General features: G+C 58.0%; 16 protein-coding genes and 1 pseudogene. 3 read left to right on the top strand and 14 right to left on the bottom strand.

Translation table 11 applies throughout. The features are described 5' to 3' along the window. Positions 1-49: 49 nt before the first annotated feature. The 8 genes from NKH43_RS19575 to NKH43_RS19610 all read right to left on the bottom strand — a co-directional run bounded on the left by NKH43_RS19575 (position 50) and on the right by NKH43_RS19610 (position 9330). Positions 50-640 (bottom strand): ATP-dependent DNA ligase, encoded by a 591-nt coding sequence (locus NKH43_RS19575; protein WP_352859481.1) that lies wholly within the window; start codon positions 638-640, stop codon positions 50-52. 314 nt (positions 641-954) lie between these two features. Further along, positions 955-1293 (bottom strand): slr1659 superfamily regulator, encoded by a 339-nt coding sequence (locus NKH43_RS19580; RefSeq protein ID WP_023720364.1) that lies wholly within the window; start codon positions 1291-1293, stop codon positions 955-957. 18 nt (positions 1294-1311) lie between these two features. Further along, the gene (locus NKH43_RS19585; protein ID WP_031194400.1) at positions 1312-1872 is read right to left on the bottom strand and encodes a slr1658 superfamily regulator; all 561 of its coding nucleotides are present in this window, start codon (positions 1870-1872) and stop codon (positions 1312-1314) included. A 2-nt stretch (positions 1873-1874) separates the two neighbouring features. Continuing rightward, positions 1875-4259, bottom strand: a complete 2385-nt coding sequence (locus NKH43_RS19590; protein ID WP_352859483.1) for a SpoIIE family protein phosphatase — start codon at positions 4257-4259, stop codon at positions 1875-1877. Next, entirely contained in the window at positions 4256-5434 is a 1179-nt protein-coding gene (locus NKH43_RS19595; protein ID WP_352859484.1) for a methyltransferase domain-containing protein, read from the bottom strand. Before NKH43_RS19595 ends, NKH43_RS19590 begins: the two co-directional genes overlap by 4 nt. Then, positions 5431-5952 carry a ubiquinone biosynthesis methyltransferase UbiE gene (locus NKH43_RS19600; RefSeq protein WP_352859485.1) on the bottom strand — a complete coding sequence of 174 codons (522 nt, stop codon included), beginning with the start codon at positions 5950-5952 and terminating at the stop codon, positions 5431-5433. Before NKH43_RS19600 ends, NKH43_RS19595 begins: the two co-directional genes overlap by 4 nt. Before the next feature lie 176 nt (positions 5953-6128). Next, entirely contained in the window at positions 6129-7778 is a 1650-nt protein-coding gene (locus NKH43_RS19605; RefSeq protein WP_352859487.1) for a putative bifunctional diguanylate cyclase/phosphodiesterase, read from the bottom strand. A 409-nt stretch (positions 7779-8187) separates the two neighbouring features. Then, the gene (locus tag NKH43_RS19610; RefSeq protein WP_031194403.1) at positions 8188-9330 is read right to left on the bottom strand and encodes a helix-turn-helix domain-containing protein; all 1143 of its coding nucleotides are present in this window, start codon (positions 9328-9330) and stop codon (positions 8188-8190) included. Between the two features lie 362 nt (positions 9331-9692). On the opposite strand from NKH43_RS19610, the gene NKH43_RS19615 reads away from it, so the two are divergent. Beyond that, complete coding sequence (locus tag NKH43_RS19615; RefSeq protein WP_352859488.1) at positions 9693-9827, top strand: AlpA family phage regulatory protein; 135 nt, start codon at positions 9693-9695, stop codon at positions 9825-9827. 212 nt (positions 9828-10039) lie between these two features. Here NKH43_RS19615 and NKH43_RS19620 read toward each other — a convergent pair whose 3' ends face one another. Then, on the bottom strand, positions 10040-10195 hold the full coding sequence (locus NKH43_RS19620; RefSeq protein WP_352859489.1) for a hypothetical protein: 156 nt from the start codon (positions 10193-10195) through the stop codon (positions 10040-10042). Positions 10196-10444: 249 nt separating this feature from the next. Further along, positions 10445-10969, bottom strand: coding sequence for a helix-turn-helix transcriptional regulator (locus NKH43_RS19625; protein WP_352483396.1), 525 nt, complete (start codon positions 10967-10969; stop codon positions 10445-10447). A 1026-nt stretch (positions 10970-11995) separates the two neighbouring features. Here NKH43_RS19625 and NKH43_RS19630 point away from each other — a divergent pair. Next, positions 11996-12097, top strand: coding sequence for a DUF3072 domain-containing protein (locus NKH43_RS19630; RefSeq protein ID WP_348633238.1), 102 nt, complete (start codon positions 11996-11998; stop codon positions 12095-12097). Positions 12098-12196: 99 nt separating this feature from the next. On the opposite strand, the gene NKH43_RS19635 is transcribed toward NKH43_RS19630, so the two are convergent. From NKH43_RS19635 to NKH43_RS19645, 3 genes are read right to left on the bottom strand one after another with little or no spacing between them, the layout of a single operon-like run. Continuing rightward, a complete protein-coding gene (locus NKH43_RS19635; RefSeq protein ID WP_023720377.1) occupies positions 12197-12550 on the bottom strand; it encodes a TadE/TadG family type IV pilus assembly protein in 354 nt (117 codons plus the stop codon). A gap of 40 nt (positions 12551-12590) precedes the next feature. Next, a complete protein-coding gene (locus tag NKH43_RS19640) occupies positions 12591-12980 on the bottom strand; it encodes a TadE/TadG family type IV pilus assembly protein (protein ID WP_023720378.1) in 390 nt (129 codons plus the stop codon). A 56-nt stretch (positions 12981-13036) separates the two neighbouring features. Beyond that, positions 13037-14275 (bottom strand): pilus assembly protein TadG-related protein, encoded by a 1239-nt coding sequence (locus NKH43_RS19645; protein WP_352483397.1) that lies wholly within the window; start codon positions 14273-14275, stop codon positions 13037-13039. 486 nt (positions 14276-14761) lie between these two features. Here NKH43_RS19645 and NKH43_RS19650 point away from each other — a divergent pair, with 486 nt between their 5' ends. Then, positions 14762-15073 carry a PilZ domain-containing protein gene (locus tag NKH43_RS19650; RefSeq protein ID WP_023720380.1) on the top strand — a complete coding sequence of 104 codons (312 nt, stop codon included), beginning with the start codon at positions 14762-14764 and terminating at the stop codon, positions 15071-15073. Positions 15074-15924: 851 nt separating this feature from the next. On the opposite strand, the pseudogene NKH43_RS19655 reads toward NKH43_RS19650, so the two are convergent. Further along, positions 15925-16951: pseudogene (locus NKH43_RS19655) on the bottom strand (IS110 family RNA-guided transposase). Positions 16952-17090 lie beyond the last annotated feature (139 nt).

The raw sequence follows: 17090 nt of genomic DNA on the forward strand, positions 1-17090 counted from the left end.
TGCTGGTGCCGAGCTGAGGTCGCGGTTGTGGCAGAAGCGTCGTCGATGCTCAGAAATCGGCTTCCTCGAAGTATTTGGCCTTCAGCCATGTGTTCGACGATCCGCTCCTGTAGCCGCTGTCGGCGCGCTTCGAGATGATGCTCTCGAGCCCCACTTTCTCGATGGCCCGAAAGATCGCTAGCGCACTGCTCTCGAAATGCTCTCTGTACTGGATCTTGCCGAGGCCGTGCTCAACGAGTTGCCACAGCGCCTGCTTGCGCTGCAGCAGGGGCAAGGAGGCTAGATTGCGACCGTCGAGATGGAGGATATCGAACGCGACGAACACCAGCCGGCTCGGTTCGTGCCAGATCGCGGCTTCCAGCGCAGGGCAATGGGGAGCGCCCTGCTCGCCTGGAACAATGACCTCGCCGTCGATAATGGCAGCCCGGCATGGCAGCTCGGCAGCCAGCGCGATGGGCCAGTATTTCGTGGTCCAGTCACGGCCGTTCTTGCTGTACAGACGCACGCCGCCTTTATCGATGATGATCTGCGTTCGGTAGCCGTCAAGGTTGACCTCGTGAACCCATCCGTCATCTTCGGGCGGCTCCGTGACCCGAGTCGGGATCTGCGGCGGAATGAACTCCAGCTGGCCGCCGTTCACCTTGGCACGCTTACTCAATGACGCCACCTTTGATCGCGCGGCGGCTGATCGGCACAGGCCCGACATCCCCCCAACTTGGACGCCTGCCGCCTGTGCCGAGCCCCCGCCGAGCCATTGCGAGCATCTGCGCACGAGGCCGGATTGTCTTTAGCTTGGCGTCCAAATACTTGTCCTGGTGTACATATTCGCTGTAGGCGCCGCGCTCCTGCACCTTCTCACTATCGGTGCCGGGCTCACGCATCGTCCCCGGCTGACCTATACTATCTCGGGTTGCCGCAAGCCCACGCAGTCCCCTGGCAAATTTCGGGACCTGGTTAGTCCATCAAAAGCACCAGAGCGGGATGCAGCTTCTTCAGATTCGGCAATGATTTCGATTGCCAGGGTATGTCGGGCGTTCCACGCACGACGAGTCGAACATCGGGATGCTTGCGCACCTCGATAGTAAATTTCGCCAGCAGGTTGATGCCGGAAGAGTTGAGAAAGTGAAGGTCCTTCAGATTGAGCGTAATGGAAGCGGGATTCGAGGCAAGCACACTGGTCGCCAACGCCGTGATAGGCGCACCGGCGTCGGAACTGGCAAGCCGCATTGCACCGTCGAAGAAAATTTCGCTTCCTTCAGTCCATACGCGGTAGTCGTCTGTCTTGATTTCCATAGCCTGGCTTCGTTTCCTCTAATTGTGAATTTGCGAGATCGGAATGGAGGCATATGTCTCCACGCAAATCCGATCGCTTTCGTTGGCGGCGCTGAATATCCAAGCCAGGCGCGCGCCGTAGTCGCTCATCAACGTCAGCAATCCAAGTCCGGAGCCTCCTACGTCGGGGTTCGCGGCATTGGCTTCAATTCGCTGTATCAGCAGGTCCATGGGGTCGCCAACCGTGATGTCCTCCAGGAGACTTTGGAACTCGGACGCATCTTCACCATCGAGGTCATTCGACACCTTGAGCTTGAAGCATTCCGAATCCATCGACGCCTCGATCAAGATCTCACCCGGTGCGCGAAACTTGACGGCATTTTCGATGAGTTCGTTGACCAGATATCCAATGCTGTGCCGCACTTCCATGTAGTCATTGCGGGACGACCGGAAGCGCAATGCGAAAAGATCGGCGATGAAGTCCGAGGTCGTGGCACAATGACGCCAACTCAAGTCGAGAGGTCCGTCGAACAGCCGCACGCGACTGACGCTCTCCTTCATCCCGATTGCAACGTCAGGGGTCCCGAACAGCGTTGTCATGGCTATGTGTGCCTTATGATCACGAGGGTGATGTCGTCGTGGATCTTCTGGATCCCGATATGGGCCATGAGATCCTCGATGATCCCGGTTTTGATTTCCTCGGCGCTCCCGCCTTGACGTTTTCGTGCGCTCTGGCAGAGGCGCTCGAACCCGAACAGCCTTCTGTCTTGGTCTTCCGCCTCGGTCACACCGTCGGTGTGCAGCACGATCACGTCGCCACTGCCGAACAGGATGTCGCGCGTGGCAATGAACTTCGAGATGTCATTCTCCAGGCCAACCGGCAGACCCAGATCCATCGTGTCGATGCGTTCGACGTCCCCGTCCGCACGCACGACGAGAACGTCCTCATGCTGGCCGGATAGCGTTACCCGCTCATCCTCGAAGTCAAGGAAGGCCAGCGAGAGATGCTTGCCGGTGTTCGTCCGCTCGATGTTCTTGTAGATCGCTCTGTTCAGCCGATCCAGAAACTGGTGCGGATCCGCCTCGTTGGTCTCCTGCAGCGCACGTGCAACGGATTGGACCATCAGCATCAGCACGCCGCTCTCGAGACCATGACCAGTCACGTCGCCGATGCCGATCTTGACCCGTGACCCGTTCTGCAGGACGTCATAATAGTCACCGCCGACCTCGTCGGCCGGCCGCATGTAGGCCGCGATCTCCAGCCCCGGAATCGCTTCGAGTTCGAATTGTTTCGGCAGGACCATCATCTGTATCTGCCTGGCGACCGCGAGTTCGGCGCCAAGGCGGATGTTCTCGTCCTGCAACTTTTCGTTGAGTGCGGAAATCTCCTGATTGGCGTCCCCGAGTTCCCTGGTTCGTTCGTCGACGAGTTGCTCGAGGTTTTCTGTGTGAAAGCTGATCTGCTCGGCCATCCGGTTGAAAGCAACCCCCACCGCTCCAACCTCGTCGCGCGTCGGAATGCTTACCCGGACTGAATAGTCTTTCGCCTGCAACCGCTTGGCGGCCCCGGCAAGCGCACTGAGGCCTGCAGTGATCCGCTTTGAAATTCCGAAGACAGCCGCAAAGACGATCAGGAGCGAAACGATAACTGCGATGACCTGGGTGATCAGGATCCGGTTGGTTGCGCTTGAAATGCTCTGCTGCGCTGCAAGGAGGGAAGCATAAATTTCCCGTTCGGGGACGACGAAGCCAAGCATCAGGGTTTCGGCCGTGATGGACCCCGTACTATTCCAGAGATTGACTGGGTTTAGTCGGCGAAGTGCGACGATGTACGGTTGGGCTTTGCCGTTTTCCTCAATCGAAATATGCTTAATGACTGTCTTGTCGTCGGCGGGAAGTTCGAGCGCTGCGACGGTCGCGTGCGTACTCTTTTTGAGCGAGCGATCGAGGCCGGTAACGCCTTGACCTGCCGCACCACTTGCGATCTTGAGCCCGAGCATTTTCTCGCCTTCAGGCTTGATCGCGAGCACATTGCCGTTCGACATGGTGAGAAAACCGAAGCCCGTATCGGCGACCTTCACGCTTTCGACGATGTCAGCGAGTTGATCGAGCGTAACGTCGGCAGCGACCATGCCGGCCACATTACTGCGGTCTTTCGTCCAGAGTGGGTGGAAGAAGCTCACTATGAGCTTGCCGGTAATCGCGTCGATATAAGGAGCAGTCGCAGTGATGTCATCGCCCTTTACGGGGCGCGAATCGGGCTCCCTGATCCAGCCTTCCCAGCCTTCATAGACGCCAGGAAAGAAGAAATCCCAGAAATTCGCTTTGTCGTGGCCTGGATAAAGCTTGTCGAAGGTCTGCGCCTGATCGGAATAAGGAATCGTGCGCATGATCGGCCCTGCCTTCGGCCCTACGTAGTAGACCTGCAGCTTCTTGGCGCCAGTTGACATCTGGCTTGTGCCAAAAATATCGAAGATCGCACTCTCCTGAATGTCGCGGAGAATTTCGGGCTTCGGTTGGTGATCGCCGGAGAGGAGATATCCCCAGACACTCATGACCGAAGGTGACCCTTGCTGGGTCTGTACCCAGTTTCCCGTGGCGTCATATGCAAGCGGCGCATTAAAATAGGGGTTCTTCGCCAACGCCTTGCCGATCGCATCTTTTGCTTCCGGGTAATCTATTAGTCTCTGCATGGAGGCTGCAAGTGCGGTCACCTCGGAGTGCATGCGGCCGAACAGGAGATCGGCGCGCAGCGCCGTCGTCTCGATATAGTTCTGGAGGTATTCCTGGCTTGCCTTGGTGAGGCCGCTCTCGATCTGGTGCGTCGCGTCCCGGGAAAGCCGGTTCACATTCCACAGCGCGACGCCGCCGCCGACGAGGAGGTCGAACAGCACCGCCCCACCCACAACGATCAAGAATTTAGCGCGGAAGCTGTTAAGCCGGAGAACAGGCCAGGGTCTGGGCGGTGTTGCATCCAAATCGGTCATACCGGCTTGCGTCCCGATGCAACCCAGATCGGCCAGCCGGCATAGCCCTTGGAGTGGAGCGCAGCGAAGATGTGGTCCTGGAAGCCCTGTCGGAACCGCCTGATAAACGCCGGTGTGTCACCTCGCTTGGTAGCCATCTCGCCTGCATAAACATCCTCCCATGCCGCTATGACGTCCGCGAAGTCCTGTGGATCGCCGTCGTGGTTGGTGACCATGAAGGACTCGACCCGAATGTCTTCGAGCCCCGCTTCGGTCAGGTAGCGTTTGCTCTTCGGGCCGAGCTCAATATCCATCTGGAAGTGGGCCCACAGCTTGGCGACCTCGTTATAGGTCCACTGGATGCTGTCGGCGCGTGGTTCGCCCAGGCAATGCGAATTTTTTTCGTTGGTGATGTAGACACGTCCGCCCGGCTTGCAGATGCGAAACAGTTCCCTGAGGATCAGTTCGGGCTTGTTGAACACCTGCAGCGAATGGCGGCACGTGACGAGGTCGAACTGATTTTCCTCGAGCAGCATTTCTGACGCATCGCCATAAGTGTACTCGATGCCCTTGATATCGAACTCCGCAGCCACGTTTCGCGCATAGGCGAGGCTCGACCTGGAGTGGTCGAGGGCGACGATCCGCGATGGCTGGAACTCCTTCTGCGCGAGCACAGCGAAATCGCCGATCCCGCAACAGATGTCGGCCATGACGATCCCGGGCCTCATACCGTGTCGCGGCAAGATTGCGCGCTCGTGGCGCCATGTCATCTTTGTCTGAGTACGCAGGATCGGTACGAACCCGCCTTCCTCAAGGAAGCCCTGCCCCGGATAGAATTCGGTGTCATACTCCTCGACCGTGATGTTCGGTTCAATTCCGCTCAGGCGACCGAATTTTCGCGAGGTCCATCCGACGACGCTTGACGTGATGACGACGAATTTGAGATCGGGTCGAGCGCGACAGGCGTCAATAATGATCCTCGAAAAGGTGTGAAATGCAGCGTTATTCATCTGCGTCAGGCGTCGGACATTGACGTAGAGAACGCCCCGCACACGGTGAATCGCATCGCGAAGCAATGCTATGCTGGACCCAAGCTCATCGATCGCCTGAGGCCGGACCACCCCCGATATGGAGAACTCCTGATTGTTCGCGTCGTATTGCGCCTTGAAGCGGGGGAGAAGGTCGTAAGGGCTCAATTTTGCAGGCCTTCAAGCGGAAGATCCACGACAAGCTTGATTGCATCACCATCGGCTTCCTCGACCCTGAGTGTCGCGTTGTAGTCGACAGCCAGTTCCAAGAGTACGATTTCCCGGCTGGGCGCGAGATCCCCAGACACAGAATTAAGATATCGCTCCCTGGCCTCGAACCCTGCGACTTGCGACACGGCTTCTTCGTAGAACTGGCGCTCTTCTGGCAGGCAAGGAAACGTCAACTCGATCCTGTCCGTGGCGCCGTGGCGAGACACCCTGCATGCCAGTTCGCCGTCGGCATGGCGCGTACGAAAGGCGACTTCCAGCAATTCGTTGAAGGCAGAGGAAAAGAGATTTGAATGCCGGACCGAGTCTGACCTGTTTTGACTGATCATCCGGGCCATGTATGTCGAGAGATAATCGCAGTGTCTCCAAGCGGAGACGAAAGCTTTGATTTGCATGTCGATCTGGATCATGGGCTCAAAAGTCGGCCCGCCAGCCAGATCATGATGAACAGGTCCCATCGGCATCCTCCCTTGTTCTATCAGTATTGACCCCTGGCGGCGCGATGACCTCCGAGGCGGAAAATTTCACCGCGCTCCGTTATGACTCAGTCTCGCACCGACTCCAAAAATTGCGCGGTGTCTGCCTCGATCGTTCTACAAATCTCCACTTCGCCGTTGACAAAGGGTGCAAGGCGCTAGACCGCCCGATTTGATTGCTCCATCGCTCGTACCACCCTCAGCGGGGACCGCCTGATGAAATCGCTGGTTGCCTCGGCTCCGAGCGGGCGTCCCAGGAAATTCCCTTGCAGGCAATCGCAATTCTCCTTGATCAGCCACCGTGCCTGTGCCGACGTCTCGACCCCTTCGGCGGTGACGCTTATTCCAAGGCCGTGCGCCAGACTCATGATCGATCGCACGATGGTCTGGCTTTTGAGATCGGTCTCCAAGTCCGTGATAAAGTACTGATCGATCTTCAAGGTGTCGAAGGGAAAGTTCTTAAGGTAGCTCAACGATGAATAGTATGTTCCAAAATCGTCTAGCGATATTCGTATCCCCAAGACGCTCAGAGTATTTAAGGTGTCGATATTGTCGATCGTCTTCTCAAGAAGAACCTGCTCGGTTATCTCGAGTTCAAGTCGGTCGGCCCGGATTCCAACTGAGTCGATGATTTGAGCAACCGTATCCGTTAGCGAACCGCTAAGGAACTGAGCCGGCGACACGTTCACTGCGACCGTCAGCGAGGAAGGCCACGTCAATGCCTGGCGACAGGCTTCCTCGAGCACCCATCGTCCAATCTCGTCCATCAGACCGTCGGCTTCGGCGATCGGTATGAAAACGTTGGGAGGAATGATTCCGATCTCGGGGTGCCGCCACCGCAGTAGCGCTTCGAAACCGATCACCGACGAGGGAGGCCGATTGAGCGGCTGATACTCCAGATAAAGTTCGCCCCGCTCCAGCGCGGTTCGAAGGCTGCGCCTCAGATTCTCGCGTTGCTCGAGCAAGAGCAGCATCGAACGGTTGAATGTTCGAGCGCAGCCGCGTCCATCTGTCTTGGCCGCGTAAAGAGCAATGTCAGCGGCTTTCATCAGCTGCTCGCCATCCGTCCCGTGCTCCGGGCTGAAGGCAATTCCGATACTCGAGCCGACGAAGATGGGAATGCCGTTGATGACGAACGGCTCCTTAAACGCGTCGACCAGCGATTCGGCGAGGCGCTCAGCCTCTGCTGGCTGCCCCCTTCCCAATTGGATGACAGCGAACTCATCGCCGGCATACCGATACGCAGATTCTCCGTCCTGCAGCGCGTCGCGGATACGACCCGCTGCGAGCTGAAGAAGCGTGTCGCCTGCTCCATGGCCGAGCGTGTCGTTGACCGCTTTGAAACCGTCAAGGTCGATTTGCAACAGGGCGGCTTCCGGCTTTGGTCTGCCGAGGGCCGCCAGTGCTTGCTGCAGCCGCTCGCCGAATCGCCGCCGATTCTGCAGTCCGGTCAGCACGTCGTGTGTCGCCTGATGAAGCAGAATTACATGCTCTTCCTCCTCCGCTGCGCTCCGCCCGCCGTGCTCCCTTGATTCGATGATTCCCACACCATTTGCAGTGGGGAAGACGAAAACGGACCGGGGCGCTTCGCCTGATGACGACGGCAAGTCGATGCTTGCCGGAGAGCCGCCCTGGAACACACGAAGGAAATCGTCGCGATACCTCGCATTGAGAAAGCTCGGGTAGATCTCCCAGACGGCGGCGCCCAGCGCCACCGCGCCTCCGTACACGCCCTTGAGCTTGGTTGCGTAGTGCGTCAGGCGGAAGTCGCGGTCATAGATTGACAAAAGTTCGGTCGTGTTCGCCAAAAGGTCAGCGAGTATCCCATCGCCGGCACGTGGAGCATCGCTCGAGGAAGGCCCCTCACTCTCTGTGCCGACGCCTGATGCCTGTGGGCGCAAGAGCCACCTCCATAGGCGGTGCAAATTCGCGCCCCCAATCTAGGAATAGCATAACTATCAACCTTAGCAAACTTTCAACTCGCAGTCTTAACAAGTGCCGCATGCAGCGCAGTTGCAATGCATGCTCCGCCGTGACTGGTGACAAATTATCGGTAACGTCGAACAGTCACAGTTCGTTAATAAATCGCGAATTGGCGGGAATCAGCTATGTGATTGATGGCGCGGTGGACGCGACACGAAGATATTGTGCGGCGCGGTCTTCCCCGCCCGGCAAGCCTGTTTTGAGCCCGCCCCATCAGCATCGCCGATCCTGTACTCAGCTTCCGAGCGCTTTGAGCCAACCTTCAAAGGAAGAGGCTTTCTCCTGTCCGGCAAGCGAAACAGAGTTGGCGGGGCGCGGCAACACCACCGTGCTGCGGCCTTCGCGAGGGCTGTAACCGAATTCCTTGCTGAATGCCCGGCTGAAATTAGCCGCTGAACTAAACCCGAAGGCTTCAGCAATTTCAACAATGCGCCGGCTGTCCGCCGGATCGCTTAGCGCAACATGGGCTGCCAGAAGGCGGCGACTTTGTACGTAATGGAGAACACCACCGCTTGGTTCGAACAACTGATACAGACGAGAGCGCGAGACGCCGAGCGCCCGGCACATTGAATCCGGTGTCAAATGAGCCGCATCCAGATTGTGGTGGACGTATCGACGCGCTCGCTCCATTAGCGCGACACCCGTCAATTGTTCGACGGCCGCAGCTTGTTCCGCCGGAGGCCCGAGGCAGGCAATAATCATGCTGCGTGTTGCGTGCACGATGCGGGGCAGATCGTCAGCCGTGAGGCTGCGCAGTCTTGCTTCTATGCTGTTGACGTAGTCGACCAAGAGGTTGGCAAAGTTGCCGGACAGAATTGAATTGTTCTTTGCGTCGAGGGTTGACGCCGCATCAGAGAACAAATCACGCGGCATATACAGAAAGAGACTTTCCGAGTCCGTTACCCTCCCGCGAAACGGGTAGCCAAGCGATCTGATCTCCAATTTGCCCGACTGGTTTTCCGCAACGCGGCGATCGACCTCCGTCCACGACCGGCCAGTTCGTGGCAAGACGATGTACCAGTGATCGATCGAACTGGATCGGAGCTTAGCGGCGGAACGCAAGTAGCTATGTGCCGGCGCGCGCTGTTGAACGATCAGCATGCCACCGAGATTCCAAGCCATGTGATCGGCGGGAAAGCCATCGTTCAGCGATTTGCCATCCGGCAACCTGACCTCGACAAGCGGCGCCATATGCTCTTGCCAAGCGGCGAATTGACCTTCTGGCGCCAGTTCAAGCGTTGAAAAGGGCAGAGGTTCGAGCGCCGGCTCGAGTGATGGAGCGTCCCCATTGTGGGGTTGACCTTCGCGCGGCCAACGACGTCGGTCACGGTCTCGCGGCTGCCTTGCAGGGGCCTCGTCTTGCCTCTTAGTGTCCATCGCGTGGTGCCATATCCGAATCGGGTATGCCCGTGCCCCTCTCAATCATGTGGTGTACTTTCAGGCATCTGGCAAGACTGGCGGAACTCGAGCCGACCGAAACGGCGATCACGCTGGATTATGGCAAGAAATGCATTCCGAGATAAGTTTCTGGATGCCAAGATAACGACACGTGCGGCCCGTTGGTCGCCTGCAGGATGGCCGGGCCAGCATCCCGCCGCTCCCATGTGGACTGTGACGAAACCTCCCATCTCTTTCAATCAGCAGTTGAACCGCGTCCGAATCTGTTGGCTGCGAGGAGGAACCAAGAACGATAATTCGCCTGCACTTGAGTCCTTGATGACGCCGCGAAGATAACGGGCATGAGCCGTACGATGGTCAACAGATATCGCGTCGAAAGCCGGTTTCCGGTTGCGGTTTCACTCGGCGACCGCCGCGTCCTTCACTCAGAGGTCTCCGACTGGATTGCAGCGAAGATCGCGGCGAGGGCGGCCTAACCCGTTGCCTTCAAAAACCACCGCGGATCCAACCGCGGCAACTTCAAAAAGGGGACCACCAACCTGCACATATTGTCAATTAGACTGAAGCCGCCTGCCGCGCCAGGAGCGTCATCGCGCGCTTTGATATTTCGCTAACCGATGACTGTCGATTGCACGGCATGAAGCTTGTTGAGAAGCCCGACGACCGACGCATGACGTACGGGCCACAATCAGGCGCCCTGCACGTCGCGACCTTGGCACCAGCATTCGCAGAAGAAATCACGTGCGCCGCTGGCGTGGCCCTTGGAGGCTTGAACGCCCATGAGGATCTCGGACACCATACGCTCATCGATCACTTGGGCGACTTGGCTATCGAATGCCGGCATTGTTGTGGCGTGACGTTCGACTCCGCAACTTTCGCCGTCGAGCCCGCCGTTCGAGGTGAGCGCGTCGTTTTGGGTCGAACCATGCTGGTCGCGGCTGACCTTGCCGCCGGCACACTTGTACGTCCCTTGAACTCGCCCTCGAGGCCTCGTCAAAATACTTCATCGTCTACCCGCCCTGCGCCATTGCCCAGCGGAAAGTCAAAGCGTTTCGGGATTGGCTGTTTGCTGGGATGCATCCAAACGACGGCCTTATGGCAAGACTGAGATGCGTCCAAGAAGAGCCACCAGTTCCGCCTGACGTTTCGTTTCAGTCTTGGCGAACAGCGAGGCAAGGTGGGAGCGGATCGTGGTGCGGCTGAGGCGCCAACTGCGCGCGATCTCCAAAGGCGCATCGCCCTGAGCCAAGCGCAACGCGAGGTGCGTTTCCGCGCCCGTCAAGCCAAACATCTTTTGCAGTGTCTGAGGATTTGGCCCCGACCTGTTCTCGCGGTCCAGTAACGCCACAATGCTCGTTCCGTCAGGAGCGATAAACCCGTTCTCGTTCAATATCACCGGCGTGTCGGCGCTGCTGCGGATCACCACCCATGATAGTGAGCCCGGCAGGAAATGGGCCGGAACATTCGCGATCAGCCGCCTCAAGGCCACTGAAAGGCCGCTGGCCGTATCGGCTACTTCGCCCTGGCGCTCCAGCGTGGTTTGAGCGGCCGCGTTCCATTCGACCACTTTCCTCTCTCGGTTCAGCACGAGATAGCCGCAGCCGATGCGATCAAGCATGCCGGTTATGGATTCCAGGCTACGTGCTCTTGGCTCCCCGACCCCTGCGCCCAGTCGATCAGATGCACGATCTGAATAGGCATAAGAGGGCCGCTTCGTATCGGCCTCACGGTCATACTTGGTCCTCATCGGAATGTATCGGTTGCCCGCCGCAGCTTCAGTGTGCCTATCGATCAGAGTCATTTTCTACCCCTACCCACAATTTCACCAGCATGAAGCAAGTTATTCTGGATTTACAGAAAGTTCTTCAACGTGATTCGTTCAGATGGTGTTGTAATAAGTTACTCGTTCCTGATGATTGTACCGTTCAGAGTTCAAAAGTGTGCGTGCAATCGCGATATTTATAATATCCATATATCATTAACTCGTGGTTATGTTCCGGATGTGAAATTCACGCCGAAATTTGGCCCGCCTCCTTCGGGGTTTACTGATTCTTAGTCCGATCGTGGTCGCAATATGTTTCGACGGTTCGTTATTAACGTATCCGTCAAGAATTATCTTGCGACTGGCTTCGCTTTTGCGCTTTACGTTATTTCTAGAACCTCCTCAACTGCGCGTTCACAATGCACGATTCTATACGCACCAAGTTGAAGATTGTCGTTAGCTTCGCATCCAGAAACTTGTCTCGGGATGCATTTCTTAAGATTTCTTCATACCGCCAAGCCGCCGATAGTATTCCTGCTCACCTGTTTCCGACACCACACAGTCCGGTATGAAGATCGGATTGGAAACCGTTGACAGCGCGCTGAGCGCTATTCGGACGGCCATGGGATATTCTATCAGGATCGTGCTCAGGGAGGGCGCCGGTCACTCCCCTCGCGCAATTGCCTTCGCGAGATCGCCCTTTTCGCGAAGCCAGGAACAAATCGTGATCAGCCTCATTGTGCTAGTCAGCAAGGGAGATGAGCTGTGAGTGGCCCGCAATAAGCCAAAAACCGGGGCATCAGCAAACGTCGAAAAAGACGCAGAAGATTGGGTTAGCGGAGATGATCCAATGACCCCGCACAAGCTTCGTATTGGAACACTCTGGCCGAACAGGCCGACGACCCTGACGCTTATGCTGACGGCTTCAGCAAGGCGGAAGCTTCTAAACGCATTGATGCACTCCGGGAGAAGCTAGGCCTGTAGCGTCCGCTTGTGGAGCATCTAGTTTAATCGTGAGGAAGAGCTTCGCTGCAGGTATTTCTGGGACAGAGCGTTAGCCGCGGTGTCCGACGTGAACAAGCCTTACGTCCCAATCAAAGGAACTGTGACTGTCGTTGCGTAATTTATCGGATACTGGTCGAAATATGGGAACTCGATGACGAAAGCATAGGTGGCGGTCAGATGCGCCATGCGGAAACCGCCGCTAGGGGGATCGATCCCAATCGTAACCTCGACGTCTTTCAATCCCAAATCCAGTAATTTTTCCGTGGCTATGGCTTGGATCTGAGCCTGCGTCAGCGAGTTCTTCATCTGCAGCGCACGCGAGGACGTTTCCAGCGTATATCGAACGCTCGACATGGCGTTCAGTGCCCAGCCGAACGCGAAAATGCCGAACAAAAGCATCATGAGAAAAGGCGCGAGCAGTGCGAACTCCAATCCGGCTCCGCCTGATGCATCCCCCGTGAAAGCTCTACCTTTAGCGAACACGAATCACCTGTTGATGATTGAGCTCGCGCGAGAAGGAGGAATCGCCAAAAATGAAGGGCGGTGACCAGATGGCTGTCGCCTGTATTACGACGAAGACCGAGGGGGCTTTCAAAGTGTCGCACAGGATCGATGGATCGACCGCGATGTTCCCGCACATATATTTCCGGCTCAGTGTCACCTGCGCGCCAGCGGGGTGGTTTTCCCAGCTTGAAAGAGCGACAGCTTGGATAGTCGCATCCTCGACTGCTCCTTGCATCACGAGGTTCGCCGCCGTTTTTACGCCTGCACGCATCGACAGCGCGCTTGATACGAAAGTCCAGCCGTTAATGACGCCAAGAAGTACCAGACAAAGGATCGGCACAATCAGCGCAAACTCCACCGCAGCAACACCTGAATCGCACCGGAAATTCCGGACGTACCGCCGTTCCACGAAGATTACTCGACAAGCCGAACAGACTGCGTCGCCGGAATGTCTCGCATTCCGAGGCTGGTGCAATCCTGGCTGATGCTCGTGTTGCCGGACCACTGCAAGGTACTGGCGACGACCTGCGTGCAACCACCCTTGCCAGAAAAATTGCCGAGATAATTGACGTCCTGGGTTGGAAAATACAGAGCGCCGGTCAAAAGCGAATCCGCCGTGCCATTGAACGTGTTCGACCCCGTCAGGTTACCTTTGTTGCCATAAAACAGAACGCCGGAATACGTGCCCGACGTCGGTGCGCTAAGCTTGATTGTGGCGTTGCCGTTCATGCTGACGCCCGAGCTGCCTGCGAGATAGATGATGACCCCGTCGCCGGAGATGTTGGCGTTCGAGTTCGCTTTGAAATCACCGCCTTGGATGACGTACACGCCGGGCGAGAGGGCAACGTTGCCGCTCAGGCTCAGCCCGCTGCAGTACGTCCCGGGGCTAAGGGTCGACAGCCTCGAGTTTTGACAGGGGATTGTGGCTGGTGGCGTCGGCAGGTCGGCAAAGGGATCACCGGCGGGTAGGGCCTGGGTTATCGGGCTGGCGCACACCGTCGTCACAGGGTTGTTCAACGAAACACCGCCGGCCGATATCAGGCAGTCGGCCTGAAGGTTTGCTGATCCTTGAAGCTTGATGGCGTCCGCAGCTATCGAATTCGACATCACGGAACAGCCCGTCATTTTTATGATCGAACTGCCCGAAAAAAGCGCCGCTTTCGGGGCGGACGGATTGAGCGACAAAGCGCAGGCTTTTGAGGCGTCAGTGATAAGGGCCACCGCTCTTGCTTGTGCGCCGACCGCGTTCTGCGTGAATATCGATGTAAAAAACCGATCGAGGGTCTGATGAACGATAACCTCGACGGCCTTTTGGGCGACATTCGGGCCGGAGGACGGGGGCGTGAAGACTTCGATCGTGCCTGCCGACGCTGCAAAACCGTTCGAGGCTGCTGACAGCGCCACGGCGGAGACAATCGCGGACTTGTCTGATCCCGAAACCTTTTCTAAAGCGCCAGCATAGGCTGCCGCGTCTGCGACCGCCTGCAATTTCAAGCTGCTGTAGTACCAATAGGACGTTTCGACACCGAAGCCCGCACCGCCGACAATCACTGGCAAGGACAGGGCGAAAACAACGGCTACGTTGCCGTTATTCCCGAGGCGTCGTCGTAGACTGCTGCCGGACCAGCCGAAGATATGGGCGCCCCATTCCATTGAGGTTTGTAGGCGCAAATACATGAAAGAAGGAATAAGAAATTCCCTCCACTTGCACCCTCCTGGGCGGGCCGGAACTCAGAGATCCAGTCCATCGCCGAATCTGGGGTGGGCGAACGCGAACGAGAGAGAGCCTCCTGGTCGCAGGCTGCGACGCGCGCGGTGTCGACAATCTCATGTACAAAATGCGTTCGTTGGTCTTGATGGGGAAGAAAGTGACGCGATCGGCGGCGCCTTCAAGATCTTCGGCAGCAGATATTCGGCCATTCAGAGGGCCCGCGCCTGCATAAGTCCACATCACGACGTGCGGAAGTCTCTTCGCGCCGCGAGCTTGCCAGATCACTACGTGTTTCTGCGCGACCCATAGATTCACTGAGTATGCGCTGTGATGTCATGTAACACGCAACATGACGCACCCCTTGCCGTGCTCCTGTCTTAGGTATTTTATACCCAGGGGATGACTTCAGCTGATTTGGCACTGTATCGATGGCAAACACTGCGAACCCGCTTGATGAGAATTCCGGCGAGCATCGGCGCGAGCGCCGCCAACGTGTGCTAAAGGGCGGCACGATCATCACCGGGATCCAGAATTCCGAAATCAGCTGCACCTTGCGTAATCAACATGAGGGGGGTGCCGAGCTGAAGGTCGCGCCCGAAGCCCGGGTTCCCGATCGCTTCTTGCTCTACGTCTCGGTTGATGGACTTGCCTATCGATCGGAGGTTTGCTGGCGCCGCAACGACCGTATCGGCGTTAAATTCACCGGCACCGAGCCCAAACCGAAACTTCACTACGGCTGACCGACGGCAAGATGAAGATCACCGGCGCCGTCATCTGCGCCTTGCACCATCATCAGCTTTATCTCCGGACTCCTATGAGCGCATGACGAGGCACTCCGTCACCGCTCTCCGTACAGCTATGGCCGCCAGAGGCACACCTAGGGGCAGCGCTCTCGGGTCGCCTATTTTGGCGACGGGTGGCAGCCTGTGGCGAACCGACCGGCCGCGAGGTATTGAAACGAGGGGCAGGCGAGCCAGCCATCCGATTAGTCGCGTCAGAACCTATTCCGCCGCTGCATCAGACGGCGAGGTGCTTTCTCTTAAAGGTACCTTCGCAGCACGTCGCGCCCTCCACCCGTACGTAAGCGAGACCGACGTTGGCTTCGCCGAAGGCTCGCTGACGCGTCCGGGGGGCGCGCGGTCCTGCTCGATCTCCGCGAATAGCTAATGAGGAACAAACCCCCTCGCGAGAGAGTTCGGTCCCTTTTAGACACGTGGGCCCGACGTGGTTGAACTCGACCCAGCAAAGCGGAAGGTTATTGCCCGACGTCGTACGGCGGTGGATCAGCTCGGACCTCATCGGTGATGTGATCGGTACTGCGGACATTGCGAACTCACCTCATCCATCGTCCCGCGAAGGACACTTTTCCACCGGCAAGTGGAAGCTTATGGGGGGCGATCCTTGTCACGCTCGTTTCATACCCGTCTCCCCTTGTTCGAGGTCTGGTGAGCATCTTCTCGTCCCGACCCGGGGTTCCGCTCTGCCGCCCGCGCGCCGTGGCCGGTCAGGGGTGGCCGACAGGCCATCGCCCAGCGACTTGCCCTTGACGGGCCAGCGCACGGCGGCAGGCTGCAATAGTCGGGGCCTGCGATCAGGCGGCCGCCGGCAGGATATCTTGTCGCGTCCAGCGGAACCGCGTGCCGTCACTCCAGATGCGATGCATGATCACCGCCAGCCGGCGCGCCAGCGCGACAATGGCCTTTTGTCGGCCACGCCGCTTGGCGACGTTCATCGCCCAGGCCTTCAGCCACGACCATTTCGTCACGTGCGTCAGCAGCACCTGCGCGGTCTCGTAGAGCAGCGTTCGCAGCATGCCGTCGCCACAGCAGGATATCCGGCCGATGCGCCGGCTTTCGCCCGACTCGTGGAGCACCGGCGTCAGGCCAAAAGCCGGCCCGACCGCCTTCGCGCTCTTGAACCGCTGCGGGATGTCGATCGTCGCGGTTAGGCCAGCGCCACCACCGGACCGACGCTAGGTATCGTCATCAGCCGCCGACAGACCGCATCCTCGCGGACAAGGGTCAGAAGCTTGCGGTGGAGCGTGGCAAAGTTCCGCCGCAGCTTGCTGGGTGCCTCGAGCAGCGGTTCAACGAGTCAGGCATGCCTGCGGTGAGTTCGCGGATGCGCACCTCGAATTTGACGGCACCAACAGGGCCGACCTTGAGCCCGAAGTTGCGCAGCAAGCCGCGGAGGTCGTTCTCAACGGCAATGGCCTTTTCCTGCAAGAGTTTGCGGGCGGTCAGCAGCGCCCGGCGCTTCTGGTTCGTCAGGGTTTTCACATGCACCGGGCGAAACAGGTTAACCCGCATCATCTGCGCAATGCCGCGGGCGTCATTGCGGTCGGTCTTGTTCACCTGCGCCTTAAGGAGTGCCTTGGTGTGGCGGGTCTCGATGCAGATCACCGGCAGGCCGGCCCTGGCCAGGCCTTCGAACAACCACTGCGACAGGGGCCCGGCTTCAAGCCCAACGCGCTCAAGCCGCCAGTTGGGATCCTTGAGCACCCGTGCCAGATCCTCCGGATGGCTCGCCACCTTTATCTCGCGGCAAATCTGGCCTGTTTCGTCGATGATGCACACTGCGGTCTCTTTCACCGAATCCAATCCGGCATAATATTTCATGCTGCGCTTCTCCCTCTGATGATGCTTGTGGCTGCTCCATGCAGACCACGTTTATCATCAGCTCGAAGCGCAGCACCTTCAACATATCCACCATCCACGCTCACCCGAAGATGAGGCTCAAGCCGAATACCCCATCTTT

Source organism: Mesorhizobium sp. M1163, assembly GCF_040318415.1.
Lineage (GTDB): Bacteria > Pseudomonadota > Alphaproteobacteria > Rhizobiales > Rhizobiaceae > Mesorhizobium.